This window comes from Janthinobacterium sp. RA13, from assembly GCF_000745325.1.
GTDB classification, from domain to species: Bacteria; Pseudomonadota; Gammaproteobacteria; order Burkholderiales; family Burkholderiaceae_D; genus Janthinobacterium; species Janthinobacterium rivuli.
Genome location: NZ_JQNP01000001.1, coordinates 1,702,174 through 1,715,121, shown reverse-complemented (window position 1 = coordinate 1,715,121; position 12,948 = coordinate 1,702,174). Strand labels below are relative to the sequence as shown.

Here is a 12,948-nt window from a genome sequence, read left to right as displayed (position 1 = left end):
GTCTTCGCCTTAGCCCTTCAAGCCGCCCGAGGTCAGGCCGCTGACGACCTTTTCCTGGAAGATCACGATCAGCACGACGATGGGCACGATGGCCACCACCAGCGCCGCCGAAATGATCGGCCACGGGAAGGCGAACTCGCCCTGGTACAGCTGGATGCCGACGGGCAGGGTGCGGTAAGCCACGGCCGAATTCATCGACAGCGCCAGCAGGAACTCGTCCCAGGAATTGACGAACGCGAGGATGGCGGCCGTCGCCACGCCCGGCGCGGCCAGCGGCAGCACGATGCGCCACAGGGCGCTCAGGCGGGTGCAGCCGTCGAGCATGGCCGCGTTCTCGATGTCGCGCGGAATATCCTGGAAAAAGCTCACCATCATCAGGGTGCAAATCGGCAGGTTCAGCACCGTGTACGGCAGCACGAGCGCCCAGTAGGAGTTCAGCAAGCCCAGGCTGCGCATGATCTCGAACAGCGGCACCATCAGGGTCACCAGCGGGAACATCGACACGCCGATGATGGCCGTCAGGATCAGGCCACGGAAGCGCAGGCGCAAGCGGGCGATCGCGTACGCGGCCAGCGCGCTGATGAACAGGCTGAGCAGGGTCGACAGGCCGGCCACGATCAGGCTGTTGGTCAGGAACGTCAGCAGCGGCTGGTCCTGGAAGGCCGAGATGAAATTGCCGATGGTCGGTTCGTGCGGCCAGTAGGTGATCGGCTTTTGCGTCAGTTCGCTCTCGGTCTTCAGCGAGGTGAAAAGAATCCACAGGGCGGGAAAGACGCCGTTGAGGATGACGATCGCGGCGGCGAACCAGCGCAGGCGCTTCGATGAAAACAGGCCGCTCATTCTTTGTCTCCTCTTACATATTTCAGATACACAAACGTGGTGGCCATCGACAGCAGGAACATGAAGACCGCCAGGGTCGAGCCGTAGCCCACGTCAAGGTAGTCCACGGTATTGGACTGGATGTACATGGCCAGGGTCTTGGTTTCATCGCCAGGGCCGGGCATGTTGTACGGAATATCGAAGGACTGGATGGCTGTCAAGGTGCGGAAGATCAGCGCCACCAGCATCGATGGCACCAAGAGCGGCAAGGTCACTTCCGTAAATTGCTTCCACTTGCTGGCGCCGTCCACCTCGGCCGCTTCATACAGTGAGGCGGGAATGGTTTGCAGGCCGGCCAGCAAAATCAGGGCCATGAACGACGAGGTTTTCCAGATGGTCGTGATGCAGATGGCGGCCATGGTCAGCGCGGGCGAATTGAACCAGATTTGCGGTTCCCAGCCCAGACCGGGGATCAGCAGGCCGATGCGGCGGATGATGTCGTTCACCAGGCCGTATTCGCTGTGGAAGAACCAGGCGAAGATCAGGCCGACGAAGGCCAGCGGCAAGGCCCACGGCAGCAGCAGCGCCAGGCGCACGGGCCAGCGGTATTTGAACGGCATGTTGGCCAGCATGGCCAGGCCCAGGCCCGCCACCAGCGCGCCAGGCACGGTGACGACGGTGATGATGACGGTGTTTTTCAAGGACTTCCAGAACAGGCTGTCTTCCAGCGCCATCTTGTAATTGTCCAGACCCACGAAACTGGGCAGGCCGCCGCCGGACAGGCGGATGTCGAAAAAGCTGTTGTAGATCAGTTTGCTGACCGGGTAGGCCACGATCAGCAGTAAAAACAGAATCGCCGGCGTCAGCAGGACCCAGGCCAGCGTCGTTTCGCTGGGGTCCGTGATGCGGCTTTTCAGGGTGCGTTGCCTCATGATTTCCTCGTCTGTTGCGGTGTGCGTATGCGTGTGCCGCCCGGGCCGCCGTCGTGGCGGCACGGGCGCATGCCGGTTAGCGCAGGATGCGCTTGACCCGGTTTTCGATCTCGGCCACGCCGGCCGCCGGCGTCTTCACGCCCGCCATCACGGCATTCGTGTTCACGCGCACGGCTTCGGACACTTCGCTGTAGCGCGGCGTGACGGGGCGCGAACGGGCGCTTTGCACCACCGGCAGGGCGTCGGCGAACCAGCCATTGACGGCCAGCACTTCCTTGTCCTGGTAGACGGATGGGTAGACGGGCAGGTTGGAGGCCTTGATGGCCAGCTGCTTCGACACTTCCGGACTCGACAGCCAGCGCACCAGCTTGGCCGAAGCTTCCTTGTTTTTCGAGAACGAGGACACGGCCCACTGCCAGCCGCCGATACACGAGGCAGGTTTGCCGCCCGCCATGGCCGGCAGGCTGACGACGCCGACTTTATCCTTCACGCTGCTGTCGGCGCCATCCTGGAAGTGGTTCCAGGCATAGCCCCAGTTGACGGCAAACAAGACATTACCCGCCTGGAATTCCTTGCGCGTGTCGTCGGTAGCCACTTCGGCAATGTTCTTTTTCGCCACGCCCTGGTCGACCAGCTTGCGCCACATGGCCAGGCCCGCTTCCGCCTTGGGCTTGTCCAGGGTCAGCTTGCCATTGGTGACCAGTTCGCCGCCCTGGCTCCAGTACGGCAACAGGAAAGTGCAGACGGCGCCTTCGATGGCTTTGCCCTGGAAGCTGATGCCTTGCAATTCCGGATTCTTTTCGCCGGCCTGGATGGTGCGCGCCACGGTGGCCAGCTCATCCCAGGTTTTCGGCGCCGCCAGCTTGTACTTGGCCAGCAAGTCCTTGCGGTAGTAGAGGAACATGGCGTCGGCAAAGGCGGGCAGGGCGACGACCTTGTTGTCGACCATATTCGCTTGCTTGTAGGCGGGCAGGTACTGGCCCATGATCTTGTCGCGGTCGGCGCCCAGGTATTTGTCCAGGCTTTCGATCCAGCCAGCCGAGGCATATTGCGCCGGGCGGATGATGTCGATCAGGAAGACGTCCAGGGTGGTGTCGCCGGCCGACAGCACCGTGTTCAGGTATTTCTGCTGCAATTCGGACGTGGCGCCGCCCGTTTCCAGGTCGATCTTGACGCCGGGATTGGCGGCCATGAACTTGGCGAACAGTTCGCGCATGACTTCGGGGCGCTCCTGGCCGCCGACAAAGACTTTGACCGTTTGCGCTTGCGCGCCGGTGGCGAGGACGAAAGTGGCGCCGAGCGCCAGGACGAGGGATTTGATACGCATGATGTTTGTCTCCTGTTTTGGTATGGAAATGCCGCTTGTGCGCGGCTTATCGGGATGGCAGTACCGCGCCGCCCTGCGGATCGAACAGATGGAATTTCTCCATGTCCAGCTGTACCGTGACTTGCTGCCCTGGCGCCAGGGCAAACGTGGGTGGCAGGCGCGCCGTCAATTCGCCGCCTTCGCACTGGAAGATGACGAGGGTTTCCGCGCCCAGCGGTTCGACCACCACGACTGTCGCGGCCAGGGCGGCGCTGGCGCTGCCGGCCGCTTCCAGGGTGATGTCTTCCGGGCGGATGCCGAATTCCACCGCGCGGCCATCGAGCTTGCCGCAGGCAGCCTGACGTTCGGCCGGCAGGGCCAGGCGGGCCGCGCCCAGCACGATCTCGGCCTGGCCGGCGCTGTTGCGCGCCACCTTGGCGCCGAGAAAGTTCATCGGCGGCGAACCCGTGAAGCCGGCGACGAATTTCGACACGGGCTCGTTGTAGATCTGGTCTGGCGTGCCGACCTGCATGATGTTGCCGCCAGACAGCACGACGATGCGTTCGGCCAGGGTCATCGCTTCGACCTGGTCATGCGTGACGTAAATCGTGGTGGCGCCGATGCGCTGGTGCAGCTTCTTGATTTCCGTACGCATTTCCGAGCGCAGCAGGGCGTCCAGGTTCGACAGCGGTTCATCGAACAGGAACAGCTTGGCCTGGCGCACGATGGCGCGGCCCATGGCCACGCGCTGGCGCTGGCCGCCGGACAGGGCGCGCGGCTTGCGGTCGAGCAAGTGGTCGATTTTCAGGATGGTGGCGGCGGCGCGCACGCGCTGTTCGATTTCCGCCTTGGGGAACTTGCGCAGCTTCAAGCCAAAGCCCAGGTTGTCGAACACGGACTTGTGCGGGTACAGCGCATAGTCCTGGAACACCATGGCGATGTCGCGCTCGCGCGGCGGCAAGTCGTTGACGACCTGCCCCTCGATGGAGATGGTGCCGCCCGTGATGGATTCGAGCCCCGCGACCATGCGCATCAGGGTGGACTTGCCGCAGCCCGATGGGCCGACGAAGACGACGAACTCGCCTTGCTTGATTTCCAGGTCGATGCCATGAATGACTTCGACGCCGTTGTCGTACTTCTTGACGACCTTTTCCAGTTTTACACCTGACATGCTTGTCTCCAAAAGATGCGAATGACGCGTCTGAGCGCGCTACGTGCGTTGCAACAAAATAATTAGTAGGCACCCGTGTCGAGGGCTTTCGCCAGCGACGGTTTCAGGGCCGTGATGAAGGCGTTGGCCTGGCGCATCATCATGCCCATGTCCGAGGCGATGGCCACGTAGTCATAGCCGTAATGGATGAAAGTGTGCACCATTTCCGGCGAAGGGCCGACAATGCCGATCGGTTTGCCTATGGCGCGGGCGCGGCGGGCAGCGTCGGCAATCGCCGCCTGCACGTCGGGATGGCCGATATTGCCGATATGGCCCATCGCGGCCGACAGGTCGCCGGGACCGACGAACAGGGCGTCCACGCCCTCGACGGCGGCGATCTCTTCCAGCTGCGCCAGGGCGGCCGGCGTTTCCAGCTGGATAATCGAGAAGACGGCGCCGTTGGCGCGGGTGGCGTAGTCGGGCACGGTGCCATAGCGGCTGGCGCGGTGCATGGCGGCAAAGCCGCGTGTGCCGGGAACGGCCTGGCCCGGCTGCGGATAGCGCGTGGCGGCCACGGCGCTGCGCGCTTCAGCCGCGTTTTCCACGAACGGGAACATCAGCGTTTGCGCGCCGATGTCGAGCGCGCGCTTGATCTGCACCAGGTCGTTCCAGGCCAGGCGCACGACGGGGCAGGCCGGCGTGCCGCCCACTGCCTGAAGTATCTGGTAGGCGTCCTGGTAGTCGATGGGAACGTGTTCCATGTCCAGCACCAGCCAGTCGAAGCCGGCGCAGCCCATGGCTTCGGCCGTGACGGGCGTGCCGGCCATCAGCCAGCTGCCCAGCGGTACTGCTTTCTCCGCCAGCAAGGCGCGGAAGGGGTTGTTCAAGATATCCATGTTGATCCTGTGCTCTCTATATATGTCGGAAGATGGCGGCGTCAGAAGATCGGCGGCTCGGGCGTGGCGGCGTTGCCCAGCAAGAAGTCGAGGTCGCAGCCCTGGTCGGCCTGGGTCACGTGTTCCATGTACAGCTTGGTGTAGCCGCGCGCATATTTTTGCGCGGGCGCCTGCCACTCGGCGCGGCGGCGCGCCAGTTCCTCGTCCGTCACGTCCATGTTCAGGGTGCGCGCGGCGATGTCGAGCTCGATCATGTCGCCATTGCGCACCAGGGCCAGCGGGCCGCCCACGGCCGCTTCCGGCGTCACGTGCAGCACGCAGGTGCCGTAGTGGGTGCCGCTCATGCGCGCGTCGGAGATGCGCACCATGTCGCGGATGCCCTGCTGCAGCAGCTTTTTCGGCACGGGCAGATTGCCCCATTCCGGCATGCCGGGCGCGCCGATGGGTCCGCCATTGCGCAGGATCAGCACCGTGTTTTCATCGATGTCGAGGTCGGGCGCATGGATTTGCGCCAGCATCTCCGCGTTCGAGTCGAACACGAGGGCGCGTCCCCGGTGTTTGGCGAACTTCGGATTGGCGGCCGACGGCTTGATGACGGCGCCGCCAGGGCACAGGTTGCCGCGCAGCACGGCCAGCGCCGCGCCGTCGGCCACCGGCTGCGACACCTTGCGGATGACGCTGTCGTCGAGGCAGACGGCGTCGGCGATGTTTTCGCCCAGGCTGCGGCCCGTGACCGTCAAGGCCGTCAAGTCCAGCTGCGGCGCGATTTCCTTGAGCAGGGCCGGCATGCCGCCGGCATAGAAGAAATCTTCCATCAGCTTGTCGCCGGACGGGAAGAGGTTGGCGATGACCGGTACTTTTTGCGCCATCGCATCCATTTCATCGAGCGACAGGGCCAGGCCGGCGCGCCCGGCGATGGCGACCAGGTGGATGGCCGCATTGGTCGAGCCGCCGAGCGCCATATAGGCGGCCACACCGTTCGACAGCGCGGCGTGGGTGAAGAAGCGCGACGGCTTCAAGTCTTCCCACACCATGCCGACGATGCGCTCGCCGCATTGCGAGGCCATGCGCACGTGGTTGGCGTCCATGGCGGGAATGCTGGTGGCGCCCGGCAAGGTAAAGCCCATCGCCTCGACGATGGACGTCATGGTCGAGGCCGTGCCCATGGTGTTGCAGGTGCCGGGCGAGCGCGTCATCTTCGCTTCGAGCTTGATCCACTCGGGTTTGGCGATGTCGCCGGCCACGTAGTCGTCCCAGAATTTCTTGGTATGCGTACCCGCGCCCACGCTCTGGCCGCGGTAGCGGTCGTTGAGCATGGGGCCGGCAGGGCAGAAGATGGCGGGGATGTCCATGCTGATGGCGCCCATCAGCATGCCGGGCGTGGTCTTGTCGCAGCCGCCGAGCAGCACGGCGCCGTCGATCGGCAGCGAGCGCAGCAGTTCTTCCGTTTCCATGGCGAGGAAGTTGCGGTAGATCATGGTGGTGGGCTTGACCATCACTTCGCCCAAGGACAGGGCCGGCAGCTCGACGGGGAAGCCGCCGGCCAGCAGGATGCCCCGTTTGACGGCTTCGGCCCGTTCGCGCAGGTGCGAGTGGCACGGCGACAGGTCGCTCCAGGTATTGATGATGGCGATGACGGGGCGGTCGAGGAATTCCTCGCGGCGCAAGCCCATCTGCTGCAGGCGCTGGCGGTGGGCGAACGAGCGCATGTCGTCTGGGGCCAGCCAGCGCTGGCTGCGCAGGGATTCCAGCGTGCGGCGGGAGGTAGCGGAGCTCAATGTGTGTCCTTTTTGGTTGCCTGGCGCGCTGCGTATGGCGTTCCAGTGCTGCTGTCTCGGGTCTTGCTCTTGGCCTTTGTTAGCGCTAACATTGCAAGTACAGCGAAATATAATTTGAATCGCTGGGGGCTGTCAACAGATTTAATGCAGGGTGCAGGCGCGCAGCCCTTACACTATCGGCATGATTTCATTGACGCCAATTTCCAGGGTGGAATTTATGCGGCCGGCCGAAGGGCCGTAAAGCACCGGCGTTACGCTGGCGTCCCCCGTGCGCCCGGCCATGGCATGATGCGTGGTGATCACCGATTTTTGAGAAGGCAGTACCCATGAACGACCCAGTACGCAAGCGGCGCGGCCTCGGCCGCAGCACCGTGTTCGATGTGGCCAAATTGGCACAGACCTCGGCCATTTCCGTGTCGCGCTATTTCAAGGAGCCGGACCGCGTGTCGCAGGAAACGCGCGACCGTATCAAGCGCGCCATCGACCAGCTCGGCTATATCCGCAACGAGGCGGCCGGCGGCCTGGCCTCGACCCAGGGCCGCATCGTGGGCGCCATCGTGCCCAGCGTGTCGAACTCCATCTTTGCGGAAACCATCCAGGGCTTGTCGACCACCTTGTCGCAGCACAATTACCAATTGCTGCTGGCCACCCACGATTACTCGATCGAGACGGAAGAAAAAGTCGTGCGCGCCTTTCTCGGCTGGTCGCCGCGCGCGCTCGTGCTGACGGGCGCCGACCACAGCGCCGCCACGGAAACCCTGCTGGCGGGTTTGCAGATTCCCGTCATCGAAACGTGGGATATCCGCCCCGAGCGGCCGTATCCGCAGATCGGCTTTTCGCACATCGCCACGGGGCGCGACATGACCTTGTATTTGCACGCGCAAGGCTACCGGCGCATCGTGTATGTGGACAGCGGCATCGAGAGCGATTTCCGCGCCCGCAAGCGGGCCCAGGGCTATGAAGAAACCATGCGGCAGCTGGGTTTGCGTACGGAAATCGTGCAAGCGTCGGTGACGGCGCCGCTCGATGCGGGCGGGCAAGTGTTCAGCGAGCAAATGGCGCGCGCCGAGCGTCCCGACGCCCTGTTTTTTGCCAACGACAACATGGCTGCCGGCGCCATCTATGAAGCGGCGCGCCTGGGCATCCGCATCCCCGAGCAATGCGCGGTGGCCGGCTTCGGCGACTTCCCGTTCTCGGAAAAACTCATGCCGGCGCTGACGACGATACGCGTGCCGCGCTATGACATCGGCCGCCTGGCCGCGCAAGCCATCCTGCAGCGCCTGGGCGAAGTGGACGAGGGCGCCGCGCCACCGGCCTTGGCGCCGCTGTCCTACGAGCTGATCGCTCGGGCCAGCGCCTGACGGCCACTGTCAGGGGCAGATATTGATGAATCATATTTCCATCATCACAACATGCAATTGGATGGATATGCTGCGATGCGGCATCATGCACTTGTCTCCTCTACTTCCTCACAGGAATTAGATTCAGCCCGCTCCCGTAGCGGGCTTTTTTTTTGCCTGTGCCCGTCAGCGCTTCTATGAATATTACTAATGGATATATGAAGTTATACCATTATTTTTCATGGATGAAAGCCTCTATGATGTCTCCATACTTCATCAGGAGGAACTACCGCCATGACCGTCACGACACATAACTTGGGCTACCCGCGCATCGGCGCCAAACGGGAATTGAAATTCGCCCTGGAAGAGTACTGGAAAGGCCAAAGCAGCCTGAACGCGCTGGAAGGCCATGGCGCGGAGTTGCGCCAGCGCCACTGGCAAGACCAGAGCGGGCTGGACCTGGCGCCCGTCGGCGACTTTTCCTTCTACGACCAGGTGCTGGACCTGAGTTTTACCCTGGGTAACTTGCCGCAGCGCGTGCGCGGCCTGCAAGGCGCGGCGCTCGACAACTATTTTCGCGTGGCCCGCGGCCGCTCGGCCAGCGACAGCGATTGCAGCTGCGTCCACGCCGGCGAAATGACGAAATGGTTCGACACCAATTATCACTACATCGTGCCGGAATTTTCGGCCGGGACGCAGTTCAAGCTCGACAGCAGCCGTTTGCTGCGGCAACTGGCGCAAGCGCGTCAATTGAGCGTCAAGGCCAAGCCCGTGCTGATCGGCCCGGTCACCTATCTGTGGCTGGGCAAGGCCAAGGATGATTCCGACAAGCTGGCGCTGCTGCAAGGCTTGCTGCCCGTCTACGTGCAACTGCTGCAGGAACTGGCGGCCCAGGGCGTGGAATGGGTGCAGATCGATGAACCGATCCTCGTCACGGAACTGGACGGCGCCTGGCAGCAGGCGCTCGTCACGGCCTACGATGCCTTGAGCAAGGTCAAGAACGTCAAGCTGCTGCTGGCCACGTATTTCGGCAAGCTGCAAGACAACCTGGCACTGGCATGCAGGCTGCCCGTGCAAGGCTTGCATCTTGACGCCATCAACGCCCGCGAGGAAGTGGCGCAGGTGATGGCCCAGTTGCCCGCCAGCAGCGTGCTGTCGCTGGGCGTCGTAAATGGCCGCAATATCTGGAAGACGGATTTGAATGAGGTGCTGGCATGGCTGGAACCCGTGCACGCCAGCCTGCAATCGCGGCTGTGGATCGCCCCGTCATGCTCCTTGCTGCACGTGCCCGTCGACCTGGACAGTGAACAAAAGCTCGATACGGATATCAAATCCTGGCTGGCCTTTGCCCGTCAAAAGCTCGATGAAGTGCACACCCTGGCTGGCGCGCTGAACCAGGGCCGCGCCTCCGTGCAGGCGGCGCTCGATGCCAATCACGCGGCCGTGCAAGCGCGCCAGCAGTCGCCGCGCGTGCACAATCCCGACGTGAAAGCGGCCGTGGCCCGCATCGATGCCAGCCTGGGCCAGCGCGCCGGCAGCTATGCCGAACGTGCCGCCAAGCAAGCTGCACTGCTGCAATTGCCCGCGTACCCAACGACAACCATCGGCTCCTTCCCGCAGACGGCGGAAATCCGCCAGGCCCGCAGCCAGTTCCGCAGCGGCCAGCTCGATGCAGCCAGCTACAAAAAACTGATGCAGGCGGAAATTGCCCATTGCGTCCAGGAACAGGAAACACTGGGCCTGGATGTCTTCGTGCACGGCGAAGCGGAACGCAATGACATGGTGGAATATTTCGGCGAACAGCTCGACGGCTATACCTTCAGCCAGTTCGGGTGGGTGCAATCGTACGGTTCGCGCTGCGTGAAGCCGCCCATTTTGTTCGGCGACATCAGCCGTCCGCGCGCCATGACGGTCGAGTGGAGCACCTACGCCCAGTCGCTGACGGACAAGCCGATGAAAGGCATGCTGACGGGCCCCGTCACCATCCTGAACTGGTCTTTCGTGCGCGACGATCAGCCCCGTTCCGTGTCGTGCTACCAGCTGGCGCTGGCCATCCGCGCCGAAGTGCAGGATCTGGAACAGGCCGGCATCCGCGTGATCCAGATCGACGAGGCGGCATTGCGCGAAGGCTTGCCGCTGCGCAAATCGCAATGGGCCGAGTACCTGCGCTGGGCCGTGGAATCGTTCCGCATCACGGCCAATGGCGTGGCCGATGAAACGCAGATCCACACGCATATGTGCTATTCGGAATTCAACGACATCATCGCGCAGATCGCCGACATGGATGCGGACGTCATCACGATCGAAACGTCGCGCTCCGACATGGAATTGCTGGACGCCTTCGATGATTTCAACTATCCGAACGACATCGGCCCTGGCGTCTACGACATCCACTCGCCGAATATTCCTGCCCAGGAACAGATGGTCAAGCTGATGCGCAAGGCGGCCGAGCGCATCCCCGCCCAGCGCCTGTGGGTCAACCCCGATTGCGGCCTGAAAACGCGCGGCTGGAAAGAAGTCATACCCGCGCTGGCCAACATGGTGGCGGCCGCGAAAACCTTGCGCGGCGACGCCGTGGCCTAAGGATTGCAGGGGCAGGGGAGGCCGCTATGGCTGAGATATAGAACAATCGTATTTCTGTCATCACAACATGCAATTGGATAATGATGCTGCGATGCGGCATCATGCACCTGTCTCCTCTACTTCCTCACAGGAATTAGATTCAGCCCGCTTCCGTAGCGGGCTTTTTTTTGCCCGCGTCGTACGTGGTCCGCTACAGCACATTCGCCGCGACGGCCGAACTGTAGTTGCGCGCCAGTGCCGCGATGATGGCGGCCATCGCCTGCGGGTTGTCGGTGCCGCCGAAATGCGCGGCATACAGGCGTTTGGCCGCCTCGACTTGCACATTCGTCAGTTTCACGGCATAGGCCATGCGCACGGTTTCAGGATTGTTCAGCGTCATTTTTCACCTCGAAGACAGGAATGTCGGTTGGCTCGCGTCCCTTGCTCGCGCAAAGGATTGCAACTACAATAATTGCATTTGCAATCGTATAGGCAATATCTGCCTTGCGCAAGCATTGTTGCGACAGGAGCCTGCATGCATTCTTCCCCTTTACTTCCTCCACCGCCATTGGACGTGGCGCGCGACACCGTCCAAGCTTGCCTGGCCGCGCTGGCGGCAGCGCCGGCGTTGCCGTTGCGGCAGGTTTCGCCGCGCCGCGCTCTGGGCGCCATGGCGGGCAGCTTGCAGACGGGCCCGGGTGCGGCGAATGCCATCCGCGTCGTGCGCGCGGAAGTGACGCACCGGCATGATGATGCCTGGAATGTGACGGCGTCCGCCAGTGCCTGGCCGCTGCGCTATGGCGCCGACAAACCGTTGCTGTATCTGTGCCGTCCCGCTTCGGTTCAGGCACTGAGTGGCGTGCTGGTCGATGCGCGCGAGCGTGGCATCGTTTGCAGCGATGCGGAAACGCAATCTTCTCGCTGGCCGAAAGGCGTGCAGCCGGCGCTGCCCGCCTGGCTGGCCGCGCAGCACAATTGCATGCCCTTCGACCCGGCGACGGGCGAGGAAGTACGCGCCATCCTGCGCGCGGCGCTGGAAACGCTGTATGTGGAACAGCAGCCAGGTTATTACTACCTGGCCATACATGACGAAGGTGCGGATGCGGATGCGGATGAGTATGCAGTGGCGGCGCCCTTGTCGCCCGCCGATGCGGCAGCGGCCAGCCTGGGCATGTACCGCGTGTCGCCGCCGGATCCTGCGCCATGCCGGGTGCGCCTGTGCGGGGCGGGAACGATGCTGGCCGTCGTTGCCGATGCCGCCCGCTTGCTGCAGGAGGACTGGGATATTGCCGCGCAAGTGTGGAGTTGCCCCAGCTACACCCGCCTGGCGCGCGATGCGCAGGCGGCGGAGCAGTGGAACCTGTGTCACCCGCGCGCCATTCCAAGACTGGCCCATGTGCGGCGCTGCCTCGATGACAGCGCCGCGCCCGTCATCGCCGTTACCGGCTATGGGCAGCACATCGCGGGCCAGATCGGCGGCCATGTGCGCGGGCGTTTCATCGCCGTCGGCGCTGACGCCATGATGGAGGTCAGCGCGCCATGGCTGGCCGTCACCGCCTTGAAAGCCCTGGCCGACGACGGCGCGCTGCCCCTGCAGTTCGTCGAGTACGCGCTGCGGCGCTACGCCTTGGTCTGAACCTTGCCCTGGCCTGCGTTGCGTGCCGCCGCGGCGGCGCGCACGAGGGCGGCGCTGAAGTCTTGCTGACCGCCGTTGTCAAATTGCGCCAGGAACAGGTCGGCCACCGTGGCCTGGTAGACGGCCCACATTTGCTTGCGCAGGATTTTTCCTTCTTCCGTGATGGAAACGAAGGCGGCGCGCCCGTCTTCCATCGACCGCGTGCGCGTCACCAGCCGGTCCGTTTCCAGCTTGTCCACCAGACGCGTCAGGTTGTAGCGTTCGATGGCCAGAGAGTCGGCCAGTTCGTGCATGCGGCGCGAACCGTCGGGGCCGCTTTCGAGTCCCCACAGCACGTCATACCACGCATAGACGGGCAGCTTGGCCGCCGCCAGGCGGCGTTCGATCTCGCGGATCATCAAACGGTGCGTACGCACGAATGAAAACCACAGGTCGGGCGCGGGGGGCGAGCCAATTTCAGGCGCAGTTTCAGACATCGGTATTCCTCCAGATCAATCACAGTTGCAAATGCAATTATAGCGCTATACAA

11 protein-coding genes are annotated in these 12,948 nt (G+C 63.3%); 3 read left to right on the top strand and 8 right to left on the bottom strand.

The features are described 5' to 3' along the window. Nucleotides 1-9: 9 nt before the first annotated feature. From FG13_RS07405 to araD, 6 genes are all read right to left on the bottom strand, one after another. Complete coding sequence (locus FG13_RS07405; RefSeq protein WP_034755232.1) at nt 10-840, bottom strand: carbohydrate ABC transporter permease; 831 nt, start codon at nt 838-840, stop codon at nt 10-12. Continuing rightward, nucleotides 837-1,751, bottom strand: a complete 915-nt coding sequence (locus FG13_RS07400) for a carbohydrate ABC transporter permease (RefSeq protein WP_035819752.1) — start codon at nt 1,749-1,751, stop codon at nt 837-839. Before FG13_RS07400 ends, FG13_RS07405 begins: the two co-directional genes overlap by 4 nt. A 76-nt stretch (nt 1,752-1,827) precedes the next feature. Then, nucleotides 1,828-3,078, bottom strand: a complete 1,251-nt coding sequence (locus tag FG13_RS07395; protein ID WP_035819750.1) for an ABC transporter substrate-binding protein — start codon at nt 3,076-3,078, stop codon at nt 1,828-1,830. 46 nt (nt 3,079-3,124) lie between these two features. After that, complete coding sequence (locus FG13_RS07390; RefSeq protein ID WP_035819748.1) at nt 3,125-4,228, bottom strand: ABC transporter ATP-binding protein; 1,104 nt, start codon at nt 4,226-4,228, stop codon at nt 3,125-3,127. A 62-nt stretch (nt 4,229-4,290) separates the two neighbouring features. Beyond that, complete coding sequence (locus FG13_RS07385) at nt 4,291-5,103, bottom strand: HpcH/HpaI aldolase family protein (RefSeq protein ID WP_035819746.1); 813 nt, start codon at nt 5,101-5,103, stop codon at nt 4,291-4,293. A gap of 41 nt (nt 5,104-5,144) precedes the next feature. Then, complete coding sequence (araD, locus tag FG13_RS07380; RefSeq protein ID WP_235211833.1) at nt 5,145-6,812, bottom strand: L-arabinonate dehydratase; 1,668 nt, start codon at nt 6,810-6,812, stop codon at nt 5,145-5,147. Nucleotides 6,813-7,207: 395 nt separating this feature from the next. Here araD and FG13_RS07375 point away from each other — a divergent pair, with 395 nt between their 5' ends. Together FG13_RS07375 and metE are read left to right on the top strand one after the other, a co-directional pair. Continuing rightward, nucleotides 7,208-8,242: a LacI family DNA-binding transcriptional regulator gene (locus FG13_RS07375; protein ID WP_035819741.1), complete on the top strand. Its 1,035-nt coding sequence runs from the start codon at nt 7,208-7,210 to the stop codon at nt 8,240-8,242. Between the two features lie 273 nt (nt 8,243-8,515). Beyond that, a complete protein-coding gene (gene metE / locus FG13_RS07370; RefSeq protein ID WP_035819738.1) occupies nt 8,516-10,804 on the top strand; it encodes a 5-methyltetrahydropteroyltriglutamate--homocysteine S-methyltransferase in 2,289 nt (762 codons plus the stop codon). Nucleotides 10,805-10,994: 190 nt separating this feature from the next. Here metE and FG13_RS07365 read toward each other — a convergent pair whose 3' ends face one another. Continuing rightward, nucleotides 10,995-11,183: a hypothetical protein gene (locus tag FG13_RS07365; protein WP_035819736.1), complete on the bottom strand. Its 189-nt coding sequence runs from the start codon at nt 11,181-11,183 to the stop codon at nt 10,995-10,997. A 135-nt stretch (nt 11,184-11,318) separates the two neighbouring features. Between FG13_RS07365 and FG13_RS07360 the strand changes: the two genes are divergently transcribed. Next, nucleotides 11,319-12,419: a transketolase-like TK C-terminal-containing protein gene (locus FG13_RS07360; protein WP_035819734.1), complete on the top strand. Its 1,101-nt coding sequence runs from the start codon at nt 11,319-11,321 to the stop codon at nt 12,417-12,419. Here FG13_RS07360 and FG13_RS07355 read toward each other — a convergent pair. After that, nucleotides 12,404-12,895, bottom strand: coding sequence for a MarR family winged helix-turn-helix transcriptional regulator (locus FG13_RS07355; RefSeq protein ID WP_051958718.1), 492 nt, complete (start codon nt 12,893-12,895; stop codon nt 12,404-12,406). The genes FG13_RS07360 and FG13_RS07355 overlap by 16 nt on opposite strands. Between the last annotated feature and the right edge of the window lie 53 nt (nt 12,896-12,948).

Coding starts and splice junctions, on each gene's coding strand:
- FG13_RS07405 (WP_034755232.1), bottom strand. CDS start 840: ATGAGCGGCCTGTTTTCATCGAAGCGCCTGCGCTGGTTCGCCGCCGCG.
- FG13_RS07400 (WP_035819752.1), bottom strand. CDS start 1,751: ATGAGGCAACGCACCCTGAAAAGCCGCATCACGGACCCCAGCGAAACG.
- FG13_RS07395 (WP_035819750.1), bottom strand. CDS start 3,078: ATGCGTATCAAATCCCTCGTCCTGGCGCTCGGCGCCACTTTCGTCCTC.
- FG13_RS07390 (WP_035819748.1), bottom strand. CDS start 4,228: ATGTCAGGTGTAAAACTGGAAAAGGTCGTCAAGAAGTACGACAACGGC.
- FG13_RS07385 (WP_035819746.1), bottom strand. CDS start 5,103: ATGGATATCTTGAACAACCCCTTCCGCGCCTTGCTGGCGGAGAAAGCA.
- araD (WP_235211833.1), bottom strand. CDS start 6,812: ATGCGCTCGTTCGCCCACCGCCAGCGCCTGCAGCAGATGGGCTTGCGC.
- FG13_RS07375 (WP_035819741.1), top strand. CDS start 7,208: ATGAACGACCCAGTACGCAAGCGGCGCGGCCTCGGCCGCAGCACCGTG.
- metE (WP_035819738.1), top strand. CDS start 8,516: ATGACCGTCACGACACATAACTTGGGCTACCCGCGCATCGGCGCCAAA.
- FG13_RS07365 (WP_035819736.1), bottom strand. CDS start 11,183: ATGACGCTGAACAATCCTGAAACCGTGCGCATGGCCTATGCCGTGAAA.
- FG13_RS07360 (WP_035819734.1), top strand. CDS start 11,319: ATGCATTCTTCCCCTTTACTTCCTCCACCGCCATTGGACGTGGCGCGC.
- FG13_RS07355 (WP_051958718.1), bottom strand. CDS start 12,895: ATGTCTGAAACTGCGCCTGAAATTGGCTCGCCCCCCGCGCCCGACCTG.